The organism is Phycisphaerales bacterium, assembly GCA_020852515.1.
GTDB lineage: Bacteria > Planctomycetota > Phycisphaerae > Phycisphaerales > UBA5793 > UBA5793.
This window is the reverse complement of sequence record JADZAS010000013.1, coordinates 1-22,426: the sequence shown is the minus strand read 5'-3', so window position 1 is coordinate 22,426 and position 22,426 is coordinate 1. Positions and strand designations below refer to the sequence as shown.

Here is a 22,426-nt window from a genome sequence, read left to right as displayed (position 1 = left end):
ACGGCGCGCCGCGGCCGTAGCGCCGCTGCGCGCTGCAGGGCTCGCCCGTTCGAGAAAGGAAAACACCATGCCACTGAAAACCATGAAAGACCTGCTGGCGCAGCAGCTCGATGAACTGCTCGCCGGCGAGAGGCACATCATCCAGGTCATGCCCAAACTCGCGCGGGCTGTGAACTCCCATCGCCTGCGCGACGCCATCGAGAGTTACCAGCGGTTGTCCAGGGAGCACGTCAGCCGTCTTGAGCCGATCTTCGCGGAGATGGACCTCAGGCCGCGCAAGGCTGAAGCGCGCGGGATGAGAGGCCTGCTCGAAGACTGCCTCAGGCTGGCCGCGATGGACAACGCCGAAGCGCACGTGCGCGATGCGGCGATCATCGCCGTGGCCCAGCACGTCAAGCACGATGTCATCGCCGGCTATGGTTGCGCCAAGACATGGGCCAGCCTGCTGGGGATGCACGACGCGGCAGACGAACTGCAGCGCTCGCTTGCCGACGAGCGCAACGCCGATGCGGAACTGACGCGCATCGCCGAAGATCTGAACCTGGCGGCCGTCGAAGCGGCCGTGTGATTTGAATCCAAGGGGGGCGCGAGGCGCCACGAGCGCTTGGCGCCCCCCGATCGCACCTTACAGGCCAAATGGGTAGGTCTCCGGCGCGAGTTCGGATTCGCGCGTCTCGATGGCCCGCACGGCGGCGGTCTCGTCAAACCAGATGTACTCGTCGAACTGGGCGGGCAAAGCCGCCTGGAAGTAGTGGCTTGGCAGTTCAGTCTGCGGCCGGTAGATGACTCCGATGGCCCGCTCGAGACGCGGCGTGAGCAATGCTTCGCGCAACTCCGTTTCAATCGAGTGCCGCAGCGGCAGCAGGAACGCGCTCACGCCTGATTCGTGGCAGAGCCGTTCGTAACTGTCCTCGTGAGCCGGGCGGACGTTCATGACCTGCATCGGCTCATCCCAGTTGGACGCGGCGGCGACGGTGCCGTGGTCAGTGCCCAAGCCGATGAGATACGCGCCAGTGCCGTAGGCGTCGCGCGCCAACTGGCCGATGTTGAGCTCGCCGCGCGCTCCCATCTCGGTGGCGGCGGCGTTGCCGACGTGCGAGTTGTGGGCCCAGACGACGGCGCGGCTCTCGAGCCCGCGATGGGCGAGCACCGCCTGAAGGGTGTCGAACATGTGCTCGTCGCGCAGGTTCCACGACTCGCGCGAGCCGTAGTACATCGCGCGGTAGTACTTCTCCGCTTCGCGCACCACCGTGGCGTTGCGCTGGGCGTCGAAGAAGAGATCCCCGTCGCTCTTCAAGTACTCGATGCGATGCACGAGCAGGCTCATCAGCGTTGAGACGGCTTCCCGCTCGCAGCCCGGCAGGCGGCCGCTGACCGCGGCCCGGCCATAGGTCGCTGGATCGGTTTCCCACGGCGAAAAGCAGCCGTAGCGCACGCGCGCCGTCTGCGCGGCCTGCGGATCCACCTTGTCGAGGAAGTCGAGCACGGCGCCGATGGAGTTGTTCAGGCTGTAGAGATCGAGGCCGTAGAGGCCGACTTTGCCCTCGCGGCTCTGGACGGTTTCATTGTGCGCTGCAAGCCAATCGACGAATTCGCGCATCTCGCGGTTGCGCCACATCCAGCTGGGGAAACGCGAGAAAGGGGCATCGCGCAGCGGCGGCGCCGGCCGCGGGCGGACACGGCGGTCCAGGGCGCTCACGTCGGGCCAGTCGCCTTCGATCGCGACGGCGTCGAAGCCCTTTCGCAGAATCAGCTCGCGCGTGATACGAGCCCGCATGCGGTAGAACTCGCTCGTGCCGTGCGTCGCCTCGCCGATGAGCACGATGCGCGCCGCGCCGATGCGGTCGAGCAGGCCGTCGAGCGGCGCCGTTTCGAGGTCGGTGATGATCTCGCACGATTCGGCGATGAGCGCGCTGAGGCGGTCGCGCTGCGGCAGCGGGATGCGCAGCGGCCGGGGCGCCCGGTGCGGCGCGATCGGCAGACCGTCGGCCGACCAGCCTTCGCTTCCGACCAGCGGCACGAACTGCACCTGCCCGAGCGATTCGCGATCGTACTGATCCTCGCCGGTCCGGCGGATGCGCAGCAGCGTCTGCGTACGGGGTTCGGCGCCGACGGGGATGACCAGCCGCCCGCCGATGACCAGCTGTTCGAGCAGGCTCGGCGGCACGACCGGCCCGCCGGCCGAGACGATGATCGCATCGAAGGGCGCCTGCTCGGGCCAGCCGAGCGAGCCGTCGCCCTGTTTCACGACGACGTTGTCGTATCCCAGATCGCCGAGGCGTTGCCTGGCGAGGCGCGCCAGCGCGTCGTGCCATTCGATGGCGTAGATCTGCCGCGCGATTCGGCTGAGGATCGCCGAGGCGTATCCCGAGCCGCAGCCAACTTCAAGCACGCGATGACCGGGCTGAATCTCGGCCGCTTCGATCATCAGCGCCACGATGTAGGGCTGCGAGATGGTCTGGCCTTCTTCGATGGGCAGCGGCGAGTCTTCGTAGGCGAATTCGTGCAGCCACCCGGCGACGAAAACTTCGCGCGGCACGGTGCGCATCGCTTCGAGGACGTGCGGATCCTTCACGCCGCGCGAGGCGATCTGCCGCGCCACCATTTGCTCGCGCTCCCGGGCGATCAGTTTCGCCATACCAGAGTTTACTGGTTCATTCCGTAGGTCCGGTAGAGAAAACCGCCGCGATTCGCGCCGCTCTCGTGCCTGGGCGGGCGATGCACGCTTCTCCAAGGCAGCGCGAGGGGTAGGATTCCGCCTACAGTGCGCATCTGCGCCAGCGGCTATCAAAAAAGCAAAGGTATCCAGCGGCTGCACATGAAGGAGACGAACCATGACGTCGCGACGAGTTACACGAATCGGCCATCGGCAGATCATCGGCGCTGCGGCGCTGAGCACGGCGGTTCTCGCGGCCGCAGCGGCGTTGCCGCTGGATGCGGCGATCGAGCGCTTGATCGCCGCGCCGCCAGTCATCACGCCCGGAACTCATTCGTCCGCGCCCTCCGATGCCATCGTGCTCTTTGATGGCTCAAGCCTCGCCGCCTGGACCTACACCGACGGCCGCGCGGCCCAGTGGACGATCGATGGCGACGCGATGATCGTCAAGCCCGGCTCGGGCTCGATCATGTCCAAGCCGAAGTTCAACAGCGCGCAGGTGCATCTCGAATTCGCCACGCCGCCAGCGCACGGCGAGGGCCAGGAGCGCGGCAACAGCGGCATGTACATCCAGGGCCGCTACGAAGTGCAGATCCTCGATTCCTTCGAGAACGAGACCTACCCCAACGGCCAGTGCAGCGCCATCTACGGCCAGTATCCGCCGCTGGTGAATGCATCGCGCAAGCCTGGCGAATGGCAGACGTACGACGTCATTTTCCACGCGCCGCAGTTTGATGAGAACGGCAACAAGGTGGCGCCAGGCACGATCACCGTCTTCCACAACGGCGTGCTCACGCAGGATCACGTCGAACTGCAGGGCGTCACCGGCGGCAATCTGAGTGACGAAAGCCCCGAGCCCGGGCCCCTCATGCTGCAGGATCACGGCAACACCATGCGATTTCGCAACATCTGGTTCCGCACGCTCGACTGATCCGGCGGCCTCGCTGGGCTCGCCGAGCCGGATGCGAACCGGTGGCTGGCGGAAGTAGATGATCCCCTATCACTCTGGCAGCAGGCGGCTGTGCGGCAGCCGGTGCGCGCCGCCCTATTTTCTGCGTGGAAGAACTTCGGAACCTCGGCGGAGAGCGACCGCCGGGGCGAATGCGAAGCGGCAGGAAGCGGGTACGCGAGCATGAAACGGCGCGCACTGACGGTGGAGGGAATGATGCGGGGGATCGACTTTCGATCTTTCGTGTTTCAACTCCTGCGGCAGCACGGGCTGGCCGGGTGCATCCTCAACCGGGGCATGCGCATTCATATCGAGGTGCAGGGCGAGACGTCGGAGTTGATCGGTTTCGCCGAGGCCCTTCGTTCCCAGCCGCTTGCGCCGATGTGCATCGACGGCATTACCTCCCGACTCGTCGAACCATCCGCAGGCCGCGCGCCCGGGCGGGAGCGCCGGGTGCAGCCGCTCGGGCTGGCCGGGGTGACGGATCGATTCGAGCAACTTCACGCCTCGTAGGCGACGGCGAGGCACTCGACGAGCGAATGCGCAAGGCGCGGATCGATCGCTTCGACATCCTCCAGGCGGCGCCGCGGCATCACGATCGTGCCGTGGAGCACCGCGCCGTATGCGTGACCACAGAAGCAAGCCACCCGCCGCGCCCGGGGCCCAAAAGCCTTGCAAACAAGCCCAAACCGCGCTACGCTGCGCATGACTGCGCACTCAGCCGGAGTGGCGGAATTGGCAGACGCAACGGATTCAAAATCCGTCGCCCCCTAAAGGCGTGAGGGTTCAAGTCCCTCCTCCGGCATTGGTTGCTGAGGCGCCAAGGCATGGAGGCAGCAGGGTATTCCGGTGATCGGGCCATAGCCGTCGGCGGGAGCCGACGGTTCTTCTTTGGTGGTCAGCGGCGCGGCGAGTCGCTTCTCAGCCCTTGGTGATCTCGACCATGATCTTGGCAGCCGCGGTGCGGCCCATGGTGACGGCCGGGAGTTTGCCCGACTGCACGGTGACGGCATCAGCGGCGTCGTCGTGCGCCAGCACGCGGGCGCGCGTGCCGGGGCGGAGCATGTGGCGATCGACAAAGCGCAGGAACTGCTCATCCTGATCGAGCACGCGCGCGATGCGCACTTCGGCGCCTTGCTCGACTTCAGTCAGCGCGGTGAGCGCCGCCTGCCGCACCTCGCCCGCGGCGGTCGGTATCGGGTCGCCATGCGGATCAACGCTGGGGAAGCCGAGGAACTCGTCGATGCGGTCGAGGAGTTTGTCGGAGATGGCGTGCTCAAGGCTCTCGGCCTCATCGTGCACCTCGGACCAGTCCAGGCCAAGGGCATCGACGAGAAAGCACTCGATGAGCCGGTGCCGCCGGAGGACGCGCAGGGCGAGCGTGCGGCCGCGGGCGGTGAGCTTCACGCCGCCGTAGGGCTCGTAGGCGACAAGCCGGGAGTCGGCGAGGCTCCTGGCCATGGAGGTGGCGGTGCCCGGGGTGACGCCCATGGCCCCGGCGAGGCTCTTCATCGAGACGATCTCTCCGGCCGGCTCGGCCTGCTGCTCGAGGTAGATCCGCTTGATGTAGTTCTCGACGGTGCTGCTGGGCATGGGGGCTCCGCGTCTGGACAGCCAAATTATACTTCCCCTGCGGCCCATTTGACAACTGCCTACGAGACTCTAGAATATTTTTGATTAGTCAAAATTGCCAGGGCAACAGGACGGAGGTCACATGGAGCTGGGGCTCAGGAAGCGGTTCAGGCGTGTATCCGGCGAACGGCGATCGGGTGCGGTGCTCGGGCTGGCGGTTGCGGCTGCGGCTGCGGCGGGGCTTCTTCTTCTGGCGGGATGCGGCGGCGAGGCGCCTGCGGGCCCAGGCGGGCCGGATGTGCCGCGCGTGGTGACGACGTTCACCATCCTGCAGGACATGGCCCAGAACGTGGCCGGCGACAAGGCGATCGTCGAGTCGATCACCAAGCCCGGCGCCGAGATCCACGAGTACCAGCCGACGCCCCTGGACATCGTCAAGGCGCAGTCGGCCGATCTCGTGCTTCGCAACGGGCTGGGGCTGGAGCGATGGTTCGAGAAGTTCATGGGCAGCGTGCGCGATGTGCCCAGCGTCGATCTGAGCGAGGGCATCGAGCCGATCAGCATTGGCGAGGGGCCGTACAACGGCAAGCCGAATCCGCACTCCTGGATGTCGCCGCGCAACGCGCTTGTCTACGTCGAGAACATCCGCAAGGCGCTGATTGAAATCGATCCGGCCAACGAAGCGACGTATACGGCCAACGCGGCGGCGTACAGCGAGCAGATCCGTGCCATCGACGGGCCCCTGCGCGACCGGCTGTCGAGCATTCCCGCCGAGCAGCGCTGGCTGGTGACGTCGGAAGGGGCATTTTCGTATCTCATCCGCGACTACGGCATGCGCGAGCTGTGCCTCTGGCCGGTCAACGCGGATGAAGAGGGCACCCCTCAGCAGATTCAGAAGGTCGTGGACACCATCCGCGAATACCGGATCCCCGTCGCATTTTCGGAGAGTACGATCAGCGACAAGCCGATGCGGCAGGTCTGCCGCGAAACCGGCGCTGCGTACGGCGGCGTGCTCTTCGTGGACTCACTCACGGGTGAGGACGGCGTCGCGCCGACGTATCTCAAAATGCTCACCTACAACGCCGAGACGATCGTCGCCGGCTTTGGCAAGTGATCGAGCCGCCATGGCACTGAACAGCGCTGATCGCGATATCCAGGTCGACCTGAGCGTGCGTGACGTGACCGTGGCGTACAACAACGGGCACGTGGCGCTGCGCGATGCGACGTTCTCCCTTTCGCCGGGCACGATCTGCGGGCTGGTGGGCGTCAACGGCAGCGGCAAGTCCACGCTCTTCAAGGCCATCATGGGTTTCGTGCGGCCGGTGCGCGGCAGCGTGAGCATTGGCCCCCTGAGCGTGCGCGAAGCGCATCGGCGCAACCTCGTCGCGTACGTGCCGCAATCCGAGGAAGTGGACTGGGCCTTTCCGGTGAGCGTGTGGGACGTCGTGCTCATGGGCCGCTACGGCCACATGAACATGATGCGCATCGCGCGGCGGGCGGATCGCGAGATCGCCATGGCGAGCCTCGAGCGCGTCGGCATGGCGGAGTTCCGTCACCGGCAGATCGGCGAACTCTCGGGCGGCCAGAAGAAGCGAGTCTTTCTCGCGCGGGCCCTGGCGCAGCAGGGGCGCATCGTGCTGCTTGACGAGCCGTTTACGGGCGTCGATGTCCGCACGGAGGCCGCGATCGTCGATCTGCTTCGCGAACTGCGGGCCCAGGGGCACATCGTCTTCGTCTCGACGCATGACCTCGGCTCGGTCCCCGAGTTCTGCGACCGGGTCGTGATCATCAACCGCACGGTGCTGGCTGCGGGACCGATGGAGACGACGTTCACGGAGCAGAACCTCGCGCTCGCTTTCGGCGGGGCGCTGCGCAACCTTCGCTTCGATCACACCGATGTGCCCGGCGTGCTGGCCAATGAACTGCGCGTGCTGACCGATGATGAAGCGGCGCTGGTCTTTGACGAAAGCGGTCGACCGGCGCGGCAGATGATGTCGCAAGCCGCCGATGGCGCCGAGGCGACTGACGCGGCTGAACCGGCGGAGCAGCGGCCATGATCGAGACGCTGCTTACGCCGCTGCACTACGAGTACATGGTCAAGGCGATCCTGGTCAGCGGATTCATCGGCGGCGTGTGCGCGCTGCTGTCGTGCTACGTCACGCTCAAGGGCTGGTCGCTCATGGGCGATGCGCTGTCGCACGCGATCGTGCCCGGCGTGGTGTTGGCGTATCTCGCGGGCCTGCCGTTCGCAGCCGGCGCGTTTGTCAGCGGCCTGCTCGCGGCGGGGACGATGGGGTTTATCAAGTCGCGCACGCGCATCCGCGAGGATGCGGTCATCGGCATTGTGTTCACGACGTATTTCGCGGCGGGGGTGCTGCTCATCTCGCTGTATCCCAGCAACATCAGCCTGAAGACGATTGTCCTGGGCAACATTCTCGGCATCGCCAACCGCGACATCATCCAGTCGCTGGCGATCTCCGCGGCCACGCTTGTGGTGCTGGCGGTCAAATGGAAGGACCTGCTGCTGTTCGTGTTCGACCCGGCGCAGGCCAAGGCGGTCGGGTTGAACACGGGCCTGCTGCACGTGATGCTGCTTACGCTGCTTGCCGCCACGGCGGTGGCGGCGCTGCAGGCGGTGGGGGCGTGCCTGGTCGTGGCGATGCTCGTGACGCCAGGCGCGACGGCCTACCTGCTGACGGATCGGTTCGGGCGAATGATGGGCCTGGCCGCGGCGATGGGCGTGACGACGTCGATGCTCGGCGCCTATGCGAGTTACTTTCTCGACGGCTCGACGGGTGGGTGCATCGTCGTGCTGCAGACGGTGCTGTTTCTGGCGGCGCTGGTCTTTGCCCCGGTCCACGGCGTGCTGGCGGGGCGATGGAAGGCCCGCGCTTCGGCGCAATCCACTCTGGCGAGCCAGCCGGGCGGCGAACTGTCCGCAGGAGCCGATGCGCTATGAACCTCAGCCACCTGCTCGAACCTTTTCAGTACGGCTTCATGGTTCAGGCCATGCTCGTGGCGGCGCTGATCGGCGCCGCGTGCGCCGTGCTGTCGTGTTATCTCGTGCTCAAGGGGTGGTCGCTCATGGGCGACGCGGTGTCGCACGCGGTGCTGCCGGGCGTGGTGCTGGCGTACATCGTCGGGCTGCCGCTGGGGCTGGGCGCGTTTGCCGCGGGGATGGTCTGCGCTGCTTCGACGGGCTGGATCAAGAACCACAGCCGTATCAAGGAAGACACCATCATGGGCGTGGTGTTCACCGGCCTGTTTGCGCTGGGCATCGTGCTCTTCACCAAGATCCACACCGACGTGCATCTCAACCACATTCTCTTCGGCAGCCTGCTGGGCATTGAGCGCCACGATCTCATCCAGGCCATCGTTTCGGCGGGACTGACGTTCGCCATCGTCGTGGTCAAGCGGCGCGACCTCGTGCTGTATCTCTTCGACCCCAACCAGGCGCGGGCGGTCGGGCTGAATACGACGTTCGTTCACTATCTTCTGCTGGCGCTGCTGAGCGGCACGGTGGTGGCGGCGCTGCAGGCGGTGGGCATCATCCTCACCGTGGCCATGCTCGTTACGCCCGGCTGCATCGCGCACCTGCTCAGCGATCGTTTCGACCGGATGCTGCTCATCGCCGGCGGCAGCGCGGTGGCGAGTTCAGTCGCGGGAACATATGTAAGCTACTTTCTCAATGGAGAGACGGGCGCGTGCATCGTACTGGTGCAGTCGCTGATCTTCGTTGCCGCCATGGTGGGCTCGCCCAAGTACGGCTTGATCGCCCGCCGGCTCATGATGCGCCGCGTGGGCGACTCGGGCGCCGGGGCCGGTTGAGCCCTGTCGAAGAGCCTGCTTACCGCGGAGAGCGCAGAGATCGCTGAGAGAACCCGGGGCGAAGGGCAAGCAGATCACATCGCTGAGTCTTTCGAGGCGCGCTGCGCCGGGCTCTACTGCCAGCGGCGCCGTTTCGAAGGTGATTACTTCCCGTCTTTGAGTCCGATGCCGAACTGCCAGACGAGGGCGGCGAGGGTGGCGCCAATGATGGGGCCGAGCCAGTAGACCCAGTGGATGTCCCAGTAGCCGCCGATGAGCGCCGGGCCGAAACTGCGCGCGGGGTTCATTGAGGCGCCGGTCGCGGGGCCGAAGGCGAGGATGTCGGCGGCGATGGTCAGGCCGATCCCGAATCCGCCGATCATCGCTCCCTTGCCCACACCGCGGCTGTCCACGGCCGTGCCGATGACGACAAACATGAGAAAGAACGTGGCGACGATCTCGAGCACGAGAATGGCGCCCGAACTCATCCCCAGCCCGCCGAGCGTGGCGCCGAGCCGGGCCGCATTGACTGCGTCGGCGTGTGTCGGAGTGAACACGGCTTTGAGCAGAAGTGCCGCGATGACGGCGCCGAGCACCTGGCTGGCGACGAAGGCTGCGGCCCGCCTGGGATCCTGTTTGCCGATGACCGCCAGGGCGATGGAGACGGCAGGGTTGATCTGGCCGCCCGAGATGTGCATGGTGGCGGAGACCATGACGGCCAGGGTCAGGCCGTGCGCGATGGCGATGGGCAGCAGCCCGCCGCCGGAGATGATCTGGTTGACGATGATCGCGCCCGCGCCGACGAAGGTCAGTGCGAACGCTCCGACGAATTCAGCAATCGAGCCTCTGGCTATCGGGTTCATGCGGACCTCCCGATGCCAGATCGGCCATCACTTGCTTTCGAGATGAATCACGCCGTCGAAGAGTTCTTCCGCGTTAGCCGTAAACCGGGCAATCTCCCGCAGATAGAGCGCGCACAGTCGCGACTGGCCGTGCTCGGCGACGAGCTGCTCCCATGCAGACCTGGCCTCGTCGAGCCGGCGGTCACGGTAGAGCCGCACGGCCTGCGCGGTCGCTTCGATGAGCGAGATGAGTTCCTCGTCGTCGGTGCCGGGTTCGACGGGGAGGACTTCGAAGAGTTCGACGGGCTTGGACTGGCCGACCACGGTGACGAGCCCGATGGGCCGGCGGAGGATGTCCGGGCCGATCATCTCGTTGGTGCGGCCGTTGATGAGAATGGACGTGCCGAACTGCTTGTTGGCCGACTCGAGGCGGGCGGCGAGGTTGACGGAGTCGCCGATGACGGTGAAGTCGCTGAACTCGGGCGGCGCGCCGCAGTCGCCGACGGTGACGAGCCCTGACGAGAGGCCGAAGCGCATGGTGAGGCGCGGCTCGCCGCTGCGCATGGCGTCGAGGTTCAGCTCTTCGACGCGCTGCACGCAGGCGATGGCAGCGCGCACAGCGCGGTCGGCGTGCGACGCGTCTTCCTCGAAGGCGCCCCAGAAGGCCATGAGGCCGTCGCCGAGGAACTTGTTCACGTACGCCTCGTGGTCCGTGAGCAGGGCGTTCATGCTGCCCATGTACTTGTTGAGGATCGCGACGGTGGAGCGCGAGTCCATGGTTTCCGAGACACTGGTGAAGCCGGCCAGATCGCCAAAGAGGCACGTCACTTCGCGCTGCGAACCGCTCATGTCGATGACGTCGGGATGTTCGAGCAGGTATTGAAAGAGGCGGCGGTGGATGCGGTTGCCGAACTGCCGCGTGAGGCGCGACCGCTCGCGCCGCTCGTTCAGCCCGCGCGAGAACGTGGAGCCGAACAGGCCTACGGCAATGCCCGTCATCGGCGTGGCCAGGGGCACAAACTGATGGCTCGCGTCAAAGAAGAGAAACGCGTTGACCACGAGATAGCCCAGCGCGATCACCGCCGCCAGCAGCAGGCCCAGCAGCGGCCGGATGGAGCGCATGCCCGCGACGAACGCGGCGAACGAGCCGAGCGCGAAGGTGAGCAGCGCGCCGACCCAGAGCGGCGCCTCGGAGAACGCCTCGCCCGTGAGGACCATGTTGGCCATCATCGCGTTGACGACGACGCCGGGCGTGAGCGGGCCGGCTGCGGTCGGGTAGACGTCGCTGAGCGAGCCGGTGGTCACCCAGCCGACGAAAACAATCTTGCCGCGCAGCATTTGGGTGAGTCGATCGCGGGCGGAGAACAGCTCGCGCTGTTCGCGATCGATGTTGTCGTGCATCTGGTACCAGCGCCAGAGGGCGATCTCCTCCGACGTGGCGCTGGGTCCGGGCGGCCGGGGCCGGCCCTCGGGCGTGGAACCGAGCACGAACAGCACCTGGTCGAGCAGTTCGGCGTCGATGGCGGCTCGCTTCTCGCTTTGCGTCCAGTCTTCGGGAGCGAAGCGATCGACGCCGAGAAAGGCGTCGGCCAGTTCGCGCGCGATGGACTCGTATTCTTCGCGCTTGGCCCTGATGGCGGTGAGTTTCTCGTCGAGGTCAATGAGCACGCCTATGGCGACGTGGCCGAACGTCGGTGGGTCGGTCTCGGCCTGGCGCAGCAGGCCCAGCGCCGCGTTCTGCGAGGCGTGCGCCATGTGCCCCGATAGCAGGTTGAGCGGCGGCGAGCCGTCTTCGGTGCGCGGCCAGGCGATGAGCGAGCGGCCCTCGTTGACTGGCAAAACCGACTGCCCGATGCGAATGGACGATTCATCGACGCGAATGTCTTCGGCGGTGAGGCGCTGGTGCGCCATCGCCGCGGCCACGCCGAGTTGGGGATACAGCCGGCCGCCGAAGCCGATGACCGGCGGCACGCGGCGCACCGCCCCGTCGCGATCGGTCTCAGTCGTGACGAAGCCCGGGTGAGTCGCGGCGGTGGCGATCTCCATGACGGGCACTTCGATCGCCTCGGCAAGGCGCACCACGCCGGAGATTCCCAGTTCGGGCATCTGCGGCGCGATGGTGCGCGTGACGTTAATGCGGTCCACGACTTTGCGAATCAGGCGCTCGAGGCCGCGGTCGCGCACGCCCGGCGCGTCGCGCGGAGCCATGTGATCGAGCACGGCTTCCACCGTCAGCGGCCCTCTGCCGGTGAGTTCGAGCGCCGCTTCCTCCACGGCGAGTTCGCGAAAGGACTGGAAGCGGTCGTTGACGCGCTGCGCGCGGATTTCGTCGAGGCCGGCCCGCTCCATGAGCGAAGGCGGGTCGATGTAGATGTTTTGCTTGAGGCCGTCGATGACGCCTCGCAGCGCTGCAGCGCCTTCCGGACCGCGCCACAGCGGCCCGATCTGCTCGCCAACCGAGGGGAATTTGATCGCGACAATCGTCTGTGCCCTGGCCTCGCGGATGGCGTTGACCAGGGCGCGATCCTGCTCGGGCTCGTCGAGCGTGCGCTCGTCGAAGAGGAGATCGAGGGCGATGACGCTCGGGCCGTACGAGTCGATCGTCGTGATCGCTTTACCGATGAGCGAGCGCTTCCAGGGCCAGCGGCCGAAGGACTCGAGCGAACTGTCGTCGATATCCACGTGGACGATGCGGTCGCTGGCGCGCGGCGGGTTGAGGCGGCCGAAGCGGAAGAGGAAGTCGCTCGCCAGGCCCTCTGCCCGGTCGCTCCACATGGGAACGGTGAGCATGTAGGCCGTGACGGCGGCGAGCAGCGAGCCGACCAGCCACGGCATGAGCGAGCCGCGTCCGGAGCCGGAACCGAGCAGTCGAGCCATGAACGCCAAGCGATCCTCCGACGGTCGAGGCAGCGCCCGTCAGTTGCCTTCGAATTGGCAGCCGCAGCCGGAGCCGCCGCCGCGGCCTTGCTCGGTGAATTCCTGCAGGGTTCCTTCGAAGCCCTCGCGGCCGAACGACTCATCGAGACCGAGATCGCGGATGAGATGCTGCCCGTGCGAGACGACCATGGTGAGGAACGGCACTTCCTCGGGCGACACGGCGCCCGCGAGGGGCAGGAAGTAGGTGTGCGCGAATGCGTTGAGCGAGGGGAGTTGGTGCTGCCCGCTCGAGGCGTCGTCGGCAGTCAACGCGACCTTGATCGAGTTGATGTACTCGATCTCGATGGCGCGGATGCGATTCGTCGGCACGCCGAAGGCACGGAAGCCGTCGATGCCGTCCCACACGATGCGCCAGCCGGTGCCTTTGACGGCCAGCGTAGCGCTGGGCGTCTTGATTTCGAAGTCGTTGGAGAGGCCGACGTGATCGACCTTGACATCCGCCAGACCGTACTGCATCGTCACTCGCGTGCGCAGGGTGTCGCCGGCCTGGATCATCTCGGGCAGCGTGATGCGCGAGATGCGGTCGATGAGCATGGAGGCGTTCATGCCGATGCGCAGGGTGAGGGTTGAATCGGAGCCGGTGCGGATCTCACTGCCCGTGGCGATCACGTCATTGATCGCCGCGTTCTTCCACGGCGACTGCACATCCGGCCGCCACTGGGCTGTGCCCTCCACCTTCATCACGACGGCCTGGAGGATCTTCACTTCCCCCTCGGGCAGCGGCTCGATCCTGGCCAACTGGTCGCCAAGATCGATGCGCGGCAGAGTGATCACGGCGCCGACGACGAGGTTCTGCGCGTCGACATCCGGATTGGCCTCGGCGATTGCGGAAGCGAATTCGCGGTTGCCGTACCACTTCTCCGCGATCGATTCAAATGTGTCGCCTTCGCGAATGGTGTAGGCGATCGGCTGATCGTCGAGCACCTGCGGTTGCTCAGCCGACTCGGGCGCTTCGGGCGCCGCAGGTGGCTGCTCCTGCGCGCCGGCGCGACCGGCGGCTATGGCGAACACGAGCAGGCACAGCAGAGCGAGTCGAAGTTGGGTGCGCATCATCATGATCCGTTTCATCGATCCGCCGGTCAGAAGTCCTGTCGCGGCACGGAAACGAGGCCCGTGCGCCGGTCCTGCACGCGGCCGATCGTCGCCATCAGTTCGATTCCCGAGAGCGCCTGGTTCTCCGATTTGCGGTCCATGAGGCCTTCCCACTCGAGTTCGCGCAGGGCGTAGCGGGGTATCGGACCAAACAGCCGCATGTTCACCCCGCCTTCGATGCCGGCCTCGATGCAGATGGCCCGCGCGATCCAGCCGGCCTGGGCCGTTTCATTGGGCATCGGCTCTTCATCTTCGGCGATCCAGCCCCGCTGGCGCGCGATCTGAAGTTCGGCCTCGAATCCGGCGGGCGAGGCGGCGTCGCCTGCCTCGCCCTCCTCATCCTCGGATTCCGCGGCGGCATCGGGCAGAAGATGGAACGTGAGCAGCAGCGCGTGCAGGGCGTCGCGATTGCTCGCGGCATGCTGCATCGCCAGGCCATCCCAGAAGTCGAGTTCGGCCGTGGCATCCGTCCCGCTGTGCGCATCGGCGACCGAGGCCTCAAGCAGCGTGCGCGTGCAGCCGCCGATCAGCAGCGTGCATGCCAGCGCAGCCGCGCTCAGCGCTTTGGCCAGATCAGAACGCATAGTTCAACCCCGCGTAGAAGAAGTGGCGCTCGTCGTCGCTGCCGGCGGGCATGGCGTCGCCGGGAATGAACAGGCCGTAGCGCAGATCGAGCGACAGGTCGCTGTAGATCTGCCAGTCCACGAAGAAGTCGAGTTCAGCGCCGAGAAACCGCTCGCCGGCGGTCGTGGTGAAACTGACGGGCGCTGCGGAGTCGAGTTTGTGCAGCAGGTAACCGTCCACGCCGATGCGCATCTTGTCGAAGACACCCTGGCCGCGCCACGGCGTGGCGCTGGCGCCCATGCGCATCGACAGGAGGTTGGAGACGTTGGGCCCGAGGACGAGTCCGGTGTTGGCGTAGCCCAGCGAATTGAAGGCGCGATCGTCGGTGCCGCTCAGGTTGCCGCCGAAGGTGTTGGAGGTGTGCTGGCGATCGTCATCGCCGGAGGCCGCGACGATTTCCCAGTCGAGCCGCACCCCGTTGGGCCGGCCCCAGCGCGGCGCGTAGATGAGCCGCGCATCGCCCGCCCACGCGCGGATTGACTCTTCCGTCTGCGCCACCGGCGCGGCGAAGGGCGAAATGCTGCTGCTGAGCGACTGGCCGAATTCGTACACGAACTCCGCCTGGTAGAACAGTTCAGAAGTGATCTCGCCGCTGCTGCCCACGCCGAGATAGCGCGAGTCGTAGTGGTACCGCGTCGGAAAGGGCGTGCCCAGCAGCAGGATCGTTCGGCTGTCGCGTTCGTTGCGATCCTGCTGATCGAGGAAGAAGAGATAGGGCCGGTGGCGGTCCAGGCCGGTGTAGGTGAACATCACGCCCATGAACTTGCGATCGACGTCGGTGTCGTAGCCCGGGCGCGAACTGTCAAAGTCGATCGGTCCGGTGGAGGGCGTGAGGCCGATCAGGCCCATGACTTCGAGGTTGTGAAGTTCGAGCCCCGCCTGCGCCGAGTAGAGCACTTCGCTCAGCGCCAGGCCCGAGCCCCAATTTACGAACTGCCGCCCGCCCTGGAACCAGAAGTTGTCATCGGGCCGCTCGCCGGCGTCGGCCATGCGCGCGGTGCGGTAGTCGAAGCGGTACCAGTAGCGGTCGGCGATGGGCTCTTCGAGGTTGTCGCCGCGCCCGTCGAAACTGTCGCCGGAGTTGAAGTCGAGGTAGTTGAAACGCAGCCGGCCGTAAGCCTGGTGCCCGGCCATGGAGAAGTCGGCCCAGAGTTTGGTGTCGCTCTGGCGGAGGATCCGCGTGTTGCTGCTCGCGTCGTCGCTGGCGATGAATCCAAAGGTGGTGTAGCCGCCCAGCAGCAGCCGGCCCGACTCGGCGATCTCGAGGTCCGCAGCGCCGGCCTGGCGCGACATCTCGATGTCGCGCAGCGTGCGCTCGAGGCGCTCGAACGTCTCTGTGTCCTGGGCCCAGGCCGTGGATTGCGGGCCGGTTGCAACCGCCGCGCCGGCCAGACCCATCACCACCCATCGCAGCCTCATGCAGCAGCCTCCATGATCGCACATCGGCTCATCGGGCCGCGTGCGATGAGCGGTATCGTACCAGCCGGGTCCCCCCGCCGCGATGCCGGTCGCGCGATTGAATGGGATTTGGATTCTGCTCCGCCCGAGCCTACTGGCGCTGCGAGGCGACGAACTCCTCGAGGCCGAGGAACTCGATCATGTGCTGGTCGTAGACCTTGGCGTGCTCATCGCGCGAGAGATCGAGGCGCAGTTCATTGATGACCTTGGTGCCCTGGCCGACCCACTGCTGCCAGGTCTCCTTTGAGATGGTCTCGTAGATGTGCTGGCCCAGCGGGCCGCGGAAGGGGGGCTTGTCCATCTGTGTGCCTGGCCGGCCGGTGCGCTGGCAGATGAAGGCTCCTTGCGGGATTTCGGGCTCGGGCGGGGCATCCTTGACCACGGGGACGGGCGCGCCGATCTTGCGGAGCAACTCGGCGATGGCGTTGCGGGGCATGAGATCGCCGCGCCGGGCCGCGACCTTGTAGCCGCTGGTGAGGATGCCGGCCGCGGCGGAGGAGTCGCCGGCCGCGACGAGCGCCTGGCCCGCGAGTTGATAGGCCTTGCTCATCTCCGGCTGGAGTTCGATGCACCGCTGAAACGACTGGGCGGCCTCTTTCGCCTGCCCCGCCTGGAGCAAGGCGTTGCCGAGGCTGAAGTGGGCCATCTCATTGGTCGGATCGGCCTCAGCCATGTTGCGAAATTGCGCGATGCGTTCAGATGCGTCCATCACCACTCCTGCCCGTTGAGGCCGCTGCAAACGAAAGGGGATTATAGCGGGGGTGGCTTTGGCCCGGGGCAACGCGGCGCTGCGGTGCCGGTCACGCGGCTCGAGTTTCACTTTCTGCTCGAGAATGCGCGTTTGGGCTTGCGGGAGTCGTGATTCTGGGGTACCTTGAACAGGCGGGTACGACGGATCGTGTCGGCTCGACGGCAACGAAAGTCTCCTTCGCCCGGCCGATCGACTCGGAGGCGCCGATGCTTCTCAATCAGAACATCAAAGCGTGTGTCGTACTGCTCTTCGCCTGCGCGGCTCAGGCTGTCGCCCAGGACTACCGGTACGCCGTGTTCGAACTCCCAAGTCTGACGACGCAGGAGCAGTGGGCGGGGACCGGCGGCATTAACTCTATTGGGGATGTGGTCGGCTTCACCTTAGTCGATGCGAACTACATTCATGCTGTTCTCTGGCCGCATGACGGTGGGGTGGTCGATCTCGGCACTCTCGGCGGCGACTACAGCGCAGCCGCATCGATAAACGACCGCGGCGAGATCGTCGGCTGGGCCGGCTTTCGTCCGGGAAGCGGCATCTACGTTCGCCACGCGTTCCTATGGCGGGACGGTGAGATGAGCGATCTTGGGACGCTCGGTGGTGAGAGCAGCGTGGCGACGGGCGTAAACGCCATGGGACAGATCGTGGGGGAATCTGAATACGAGTTCGGCAACTACTCAAACGTCGGCTTTGTCTGGCAAGCCGGTCAAATGCAGGTGTTGGATGACCCCTGGCCAGACCGCAATTCCTCCGACGTTTGGGGCGTCAATGATCGCGGTCAGATTGTGGGCGCGGGACTGAGTATTGAGGGTACCAAGCGCGCGATGCTCTGGATCAATGAGCAGCCCATCGATCTCGGTGCTCTCACCGGATTCGGAAGCAGCGCGTATGCGATCAACGATGCTGGCGACGTCGTCGGCCTTTCAGAAGCCGCAAATGGCGCCCCGCACGCGGTGAAATGGACCGATCAGCAGATCATCGACATCCACACGCCGTCGATCGGCCTGAACAGTTCCGCGCGCGGGATCAACAACCTGGGCCAGGTTGTAGGCGACAACCACAACGTGATTCGCCCACGCGCGTTCATTCTGAATCCAGGTGAGGACATGATCTTCCTGGATGATCTTGTTCCTCCGAGGCTGCGCATACGCTGGCGCATCACGCGCGTAAATGACATCAACGACTTCGGGCAGATCCCGGCGACCGCAGACGTGCCGTCCAATCCTGCTGACACGTGGGCTCTGCTGCTTACGCCGGTCAACCCGACGATGTCACTCCAGAGCCCCGTACCGGGCAGCGCCGGAACAACTAACCGGCTGCGCGCGACGGGTGCCACGCCCGGCTCGCGCGTCTACTTCTGCTACTCCCGTCGCGGCGGCGGGACTCGCATCCCCGGCTGCGATCTCCAGCAGAACGCGCTGCAATTGGATAGCCCGACCATCATCGGCAGCGCCATCGCCGACGCCAACGGCGTGGCCGCCATCACCCGCACCGTCCCCCTCATCGCCCGCGGCCAGACCATCCTCTTCCAGGCCGTGGTTCAGAACGAGTGCGCGATCAGTCAGTTGGTCGTGTGGGAGTTCCAATAGCAGCACCTGGTGTCGGAACCAGTCTGCCGGGCTGCGTCAAGGCAAGCGGGCGGCGGCGTCGAGTTCGGTCAGGCCTTCGATCTCGATGGTCTTCTCGGGCGAGGTGGCGCCCGCGGTCACGTGGATACGGCGGCGGTCGATGTTGAGGGCTTTGGCGAGCAGGCGGCACACGGCCTCGTTCGCCTTGCCATGCTCGGGTGGGGCGCTGACGCGGACCTTGAGGCGATCACCCAGCCAGCCGGAGATGGCGTCACGGCTGGCGCCGGGGACAACCTTTAGGCGAATGGTCAGGCCGCGCGGCGTGGTCTGGAAGCGGTTCATGGCGGGCGGACCTGCAATCGGCGGGCCAGATTCGGGGCACCGGTTGGGCGAATCCGGGCGTGCAGCGGGGGTCGGCAGGGGCCTGGCTGGGCGCAAGTATTTGGAAAGCAGACATTTACGGCGGAAGAATTTTTCTTCACTTTTTACTTGACAGCGATTGGTTTTGCAGTTTCGGGCGGGCTATCCTTTTTGGCTGTGCGCGAGCCGAGGTGAGTTTTAATTTTCAGAGCCCAGATGTGAAGGCCGACCGTTCCCGGTTCGGCCAAGTTTCATTGATCAGGGGTAGTACATGCCCACGATGAACGTGCGCAATTTTTCCAAGCGTGGCGATGCGATGCCCGTGCCCAATCTTGTCGCCGTGCAGGAAGCCGCCTACGAGCGGTTTCTGCAGATGGACAAGGACGCCGACAGCCGCGACCCCGCGCTGGGTCTCGAGGCGATGCTGCGCGAGGTCTTTCCCATTGAGTCGTACGACGGCACGATGCGGCTTGAATACCTCTACTACACGCTGGACAATCCGCGCTACACGCCCGACGAGTGCCGCGAGCTGCGCCTGACCTATGCGCGGCCGTTCCGCGTGGCGGTGCGGCTGGTGCGCGAGAATCACCCCGACATCGCCCAGGAGGAGATCTACCTCGGCGAACTGCCCATCATGATGGGCGGAGGCGAGTTCATCGTCAACGGGGCCGAGCGCGTCATCGTCAGCCAGTTGCACCGCAGCCCGGGCGTGGACTTCGGCGTGGTGTCGGCCGAGGCAGACCGGCCGCTGCACAGCGCGCGCATCATTCCCGAGCGCGGCTCGTGGATCGAACTCGAGGTGACCAAGAAGGATGTTCTGGCGATGCGCATCGACCAGAGCACCAAGATCGCCGCGACGACCTTCCTTCGCTCGCTCGATCCGGACCTCGCCACCACCGACAAGCTCATCGACCTCTTCTATGACGTGAGCGAAGTGACGGTCGCGAACCTGCGCGAGGAGCACTACGCCGCGGAGACGATCGTCGATACCGAAAGCGGCGAGGAACTCGTCGGCGTCGGGCGGCAGATCGGCGAGGCGCTGGGCGCGATCCAGGCGTCGAACCTCAAAAAGGTGCGCGTCATCACCGGCAGCGTCGATCCGCTCATTCTCAACACCATCGCCGAAGAGCGGCTGGACATCTTCAGCGAACTGACGAGCAACGAGTATGAGCAGGCGCTGCTCAAGATCTACACGCGGCTGCGCCCGGGCAACCCGCCGCAGGTGAACAAGGCCAAGACGCTCTTCGAAGAGAAGTTCTTCGACGACAACCGCTACCGGCTCGGCCGGGTGGGCCGGTTCCGCATCAACCGCAAGTTCGACCTCGACGTGCCCGAGGACATTCTGCGTTTGCGCGGCGAGGACTTCCGCCTCGTGATCCAGTACATCCTCGATCTGCGCAGCGCTCGCAACAACGCCTACGTCGATGACATCGACCACCTGGGCAACCGCCGCCTGCGCACGCTGGATGAGCTGGCCGTCGAAGAAGTTCGCAAGGGATTCCTGAAGTTGCGGCGCACGGTGCAGGAGCGCATGAGCGTCAAGGACCCGGACGAACTGTCGAAGATCGCCGACCTGGTGAACACCAAGAGCATCAGCAGCAGCATCGAGTTCTTCTTCGGTCGCAGCGAACTGTCGCAGGTGGTGGACCAGACGAATCCGCTGAGCATGCTGGCGCACGAGCGGCGTCTTTCGGCGCTGGGGCCGGGCGGCCTCAACCGCAAGCGCGCGGGCTTTGAAGTGCGCGACGTGCACATCAGCCACTATGGTCGCATCTGCCCGATCGAGACGCCTGAAGGTACGAACATCGGCCTCATCGCCTCGCTGGGCATCTACGCGATGATCGACGAGTACGGTTTCGTGCTCACGCCGTATCGCAAGGTGACCAAGGGCAAGGCGACGGGCGAAATCGAGTACCTCCGCGCCGATGAAGAGATGCGCGCCATCCTCGCCCCGGCCGACGTCCTCGAACTCGACGGCAAGATCAGGAAGGGGCTTGTGCTGGCTCGCGTGAACGGCGATCTGGCGCAGGTTGATTCGGGCGATCTGAACTTCGTCGACATCACGCCCAAGCAGATCGTGGGCGTGTCGGCGGCGCTCATTCCGTTCCTCGAGCACGACGACGCGAACCGCGCGCTGATGGGTTCGAACATGCAGCGCCAGGCGGTGCCGCTCATCAAGACCGATCCGCCCGTGGTGGCGACCGGCCTTGAGAAGGAAGTCGGCCAGTACAGCGGCATGGTAATCCGCGCCCGCAACGGCGGCGTGGTGACGTTTGTCGATTCCGAGATGATCGTGATTGACAACACCGACGAGTACCCGCTGCGCAAGTTTGCGGGGCTCAACGAGCGCACGTGCCAGAATCAGAAGCCGGTGGTCATGCTCGACCAGCGGGTGAAGAAGGGCCAGATCATCGCCGACGGCGCTTCGACGAAGATGGGCGAACTGTCGCTGGGCAAGAACGCGCTGGTCGGGTTCATGACCTTCGACGGGTACAACTTCGAAGACGCGATCGTGATCAACGAGCGGCTGCTCAAGGACGACGTGTTCACGTCGATTCACATTGACGCGTTCGACGTGGAAATCCGCGAGACCAAACTGGGCCGCGAGGAGTTCACGCGCGACATTCCCAACGTCAGCGAGAAGATGCTGCGCAACCTCGACGAGAACGGCGTCATTCGCATCGGCGCCCGCGTCAGGCCCGGCGACATTCTCGTGGGCAAGGTGTCGCCCAAGAGCAAGAGCGAACTGAGCCCGGAAGAAAAACTCCTGCATGCGATCTTCGGCCGGGCGGGCGAAGACGTGAAGAACGATTCGCTCGAAGTGCCGGCGGGCACGGAGGGCATTGTCATCGGCGCCAAGCGGTTCAGCCGCCGCATGCACATGACCGACGAGCAGAAGAAGCAGTTGCAGCGCGAGATGAACGCGTACAGCGAGGCGATGGACGAAAAAGCCATCGACCTCTTCCGCCAGATGATCGCGCAGATGAACGAGATCACCGGCTCGCCGATCGTGGACCCGAACACGCGGCAGACGGTGGGCGCATCGAACATCGCCGCGGTCATCCTCGAACAGATTCGCGACTTTGACATCAAGTGGGTGAAGGGCGGCAAGGAGATCCGCGAAGAGTGCGCGGTCATCCACAACCAGTTCCGCCAGCGCATCAACGCCATCGAACAGGAAAAGCAGCGCAAGCTGGCGCACATGAAGCGCGGCGATGAGCTCCCCTCGGGCGTGCTCGAAATGGTCAAGGTGTATCTGGCCACGAAGCGGCAATTGTCGGTCGGCGACAAGATGGCCGGCCGCCACGGCAACAAAGGTGTCGTGGCCAGGATCGTGCCCGAGGAAGACATGCCGTTCCTCGAGGACGGACGCCCTGTCGACGTTGTGCTCAACCCGCTCGGCGTGCCGAGCCGCATGAACATCGGCCAGATCCTCGAGACCCATCTCGGCTGGGCGGCAGCCCACGGCGTCTTCGCGGACGGCGACGCCACCGTTGGCGTCAACCCGCGTGCGCCGATCAATGCGCCCAACCCACACCCGGTGGCGACGCCCGTGTTCGACGGCGCCACCGAGACCGACGTGGACGAGGCGCTGGTGCGCTGGGCGACCACGACCGACCTGCCGATCAAGATGAACGTGGACACCTCGCGTCCCGAAGGGCGCATGGCGTCCGGCAAGGTCAGGCTCTTCAGCGGCAAGACCGGCGAGCCCTTCGACGAGAAGGTCACCGTCGGCTACATGGACATCCTCAAGCTGCTGCACCTCGTGGACGACAAGATCCACGCTCGCAGCACCGGCCCCTACTCCCTCGT

At 65.6% G+C, this 22,426-nt stretch carries 18 protein-coding genes and 1 tRNA gene; 10 read left to right on the top strand and 9 right to left on the bottom strand.

The window, feature by feature from the left end; translation table 11 throughout:
* Nucleotides 1–67: 67 nt before the first annotated feature.
* A complete protein-coding gene (locus IT430_06240) occupies nucleotides 68–568 on the top strand; it encodes a DUF892 family protein (GenBank protein MCC6907519.1) in 501 nt (166 codons plus the stop codon).
* A gap of 57 nt (nucleotides 569–625) precedes the next feature.
* Here the strand turns inward: IT430_06240 and IT430_06235 are convergent, their stop codons facing one another.
* The gene (locus IT430_06235; protein MCC6907518.1) at nucleotides 626–2,638 is read right to left on the bottom strand and encodes a protein-L-isoaspartate(D-aspartate) O-methyltransferase; all 2,013 of its coding nucleotides are present in this window, start codon (nucleotides 2,636–2,638) and stop codon (nucleotides 626–628) included.
* Nucleotides 2,639–2,834: 196 nt separating this feature from the next.
* On the opposite strand from IT430_06235, the gene IT430_06230 reads away from it, so the two are divergent.
* From IT430_06230 to IT430_06220, 3 genes are all read left to right on the top strand, one after another.
* Nucleotides 2,835–3,587: a DUF1080 domain-containing protein gene (locus tag IT430_06230; protein ID MCC6907517.1), complete on the top strand. Its 753-nt coding sequence runs from the start codon at nucleotides 2,835–2,837 to the stop codon at nucleotides 3,585–3,587.
* Nucleotides 3,588–3,788: 201 nt separating this feature from the next.
* A complete protein-coding gene (locus IT430_06225; GenBank protein ID MCC6907516.1) occupies nucleotides 3,789–4,118 on the top strand; it encodes an acylphosphatase in 330 nt (109 codons plus the stop codon).
* 207 nt (nucleotides 4,119–4,325) lie between these two features.
* Nucleotides 4,326–4,410, top strand: a tRNA-Leu gene (locus IT430_06220).
* A 116-nt stretch (nucleotides 4,411–4,526) separates the two neighbouring features.
* Here IT430_06220 and IT430_06215 read toward each other — a convergent pair.
* Entirely contained in the window at nucleotides 4,527–5,198 is a 672-nt protein-coding gene (locus IT430_06215; protein ID MCC6907515.1) for a metal-dependent transcriptional regulator, read from the bottom strand.
* A gap of 121 nt (nucleotides 5,199–5,319) precedes the next feature.
* Here IT430_06215 and IT430_06210 point away from each other — a divergent pair, with 121 nt between their 5' ends.
* The 4 genes from IT430_06210 to IT430_06195 are packed head-to-tail and all read left to right on the top strand — an operon-like array spanning nucleotide 5,320 to nucleotide 9,005.
* The gene (locus tag IT430_06210; protein ID MCC6907514.1) at nucleotides 5,320–6,291 is read left to right on the top strand and encodes a metal ABC transporter substrate-binding protein; all 972 of its coding nucleotides are present in this window, start codon (nucleotides 5,320–5,322) and stop codon (nucleotides 6,289–6,291) included.
* A 10-nt stretch (nucleotides 6,292–6,301) separates the two neighbouring features.
* The gene (locus IT430_06205) at nucleotides 6,302–7,234 is read left to right on the top strand and encodes a manganese/iron ABC transporter ATP-binding protein (GenBank protein ID MCC6907513.1); all 933 of its coding nucleotides are present in this window, start codon (nucleotides 6,302–6,304) and stop codon (nucleotides 7,232–7,234) included.
* Nucleotides 7,231–8,136: a metal ABC transporter permease gene (locus IT430_06200; protein MCC6907512.1), complete on the top strand. Its 906-nt coding sequence runs from the start codon at nucleotides 7,231–7,233 to the stop codon at nucleotides 8,134–8,136. Before IT430_06205 ends, IT430_06200 begins: the two co-directional genes overlap by 4 nt.
* Nucleotides 8,133–9,005 carry a metal ABC transporter permease gene (locus IT430_06195; GenBank protein ID MCC6907511.1) on the top strand — a complete coding sequence of 291 codons (873 nt, stop codon included), beginning with the start codon at nucleotides 8,133–8,135 and terminating at the stop codon, nucleotides 9,003–9,005. The genes IT430_06200 and IT430_06195 overlap by 4 nt, the downstream gene beginning before the upstream one ends.
* A gap of 143 nt (nucleotides 9,006–9,148) precedes the next feature.
* Here IT430_06195 and IT430_06190 read toward each other — a convergent pair whose 3' ends face one another.
* The 6 genes from IT430_06190 to IT430_06165 form a co-directional block, all read right to left on the bottom strand.
* Nucleotides 9,149–9,847, bottom strand: coding sequence for an aquaporin (locus IT430_06190; GenBank protein MCC6907510.1), 699 nt, complete (start codon nucleotides 9,845–9,847; stop codon nucleotides 9,149–9,151).
* A 27-nt stretch (nucleotides 9,848–9,874) separates the two neighbouring features.
* Nucleotides 9,875–12,703, bottom strand: coding sequence for a CHASE2 domain-containing protein (locus IT430_06185; GenBank protein ID MCC6907509.1), 2,829 nt, complete (start codon nucleotides 12,701–12,703; stop codon nucleotides 9,875–9,877).
* Nucleotides 12,704–12,742: 39 nt separating this feature from the next.
* Nucleotides 12,743–13,819, bottom strand: coding sequence for a FecR domain-containing protein (locus IT430_06180; GenBank protein ID MCC6907508.1), 1,077 nt, complete (start codon nucleotides 13,817–13,819; stop codon nucleotides 12,743–12,745).
* A 23-nt stretch (nucleotides 13,820–13,842) separates the two neighbouring features.
* On the bottom strand, nucleotides 13,843–14,439 hold the full coding sequence (locus tag IT430_06175) for a hypothetical protein (GenBank protein MCC6907507.1): 597 nt from the start codon (nucleotides 14,437–14,439) through the stop codon (nucleotides 13,843–13,845).
* The gene (locus IT430_06170) at nucleotides 14,429–15,898 is read right to left on the bottom strand and encodes an alginate export family protein (protein ID MCC6907506.1); all 1,470 of its coding nucleotides are present in this window, start codon (nucleotides 15,896–15,898) and stop codon (nucleotides 14,429–14,431) included. Before IT430_06170 ends, IT430_06175 begins: the two co-directional genes overlap by 11 nt.
* Nucleotides 15,899–16,028: 130 nt before the next feature.
* Nucleotides 16,029–16,646 (bottom strand): Fe(2+)-trafficking protein, encoded by a 618-nt coding sequence (locus IT430_06165; GenBank protein MCC6907505.1) that lies wholly within the window; start codon nucleotides 16,644–16,646, stop codon nucleotides 16,029–16,031.
* Nucleotides 16,647–16,894: 248 nt separating this feature from the next.
* On the opposite strand from IT430_06165, the gene IT430_06160 reads away from it, so the two are divergent.
* Nucleotides 16,895–18,274 carry a DUF3466 family protein gene (locus tag IT430_06160; GenBank protein ID MCC6907504.1) on the top strand — a complete coding sequence of 460 codons (1,380 nt, stop codon included), beginning with the start codon at nucleotides 16,895–16,897 and terminating at the stop codon, nucleotides 18,272–18,274.
* A gap of 36 nt (nucleotides 18,275–18,310) precedes the next feature.
* Here the strand turns inward: IT430_06160 and IT430_06155 are convergent, their stop codons facing one another.
* Nucleotides 18,311–18,595: a DUF167 domain-containing protein gene (locus tag IT430_06155; protein ID MCC6907503.1), complete on the bottom strand. Its 285-nt coding sequence runs from the start codon at nucleotides 18,593–18,595 to the stop codon at nucleotides 18,311–18,313.
* A gap of 289 nt (nucleotides 18,596–18,884) precedes the next feature.
* Here IT430_06155 and rpoB point away from each other — a divergent pair.
* A partial coding sequence (gene rpoB / locus IT430_06150; GenBank protein MCC6907502.1) for a DNA-directed RNA polymerase subunit beta occupies nucleotides 18,885–22,426 on the top strand: 3,542 nt, incomplete at its 3' end.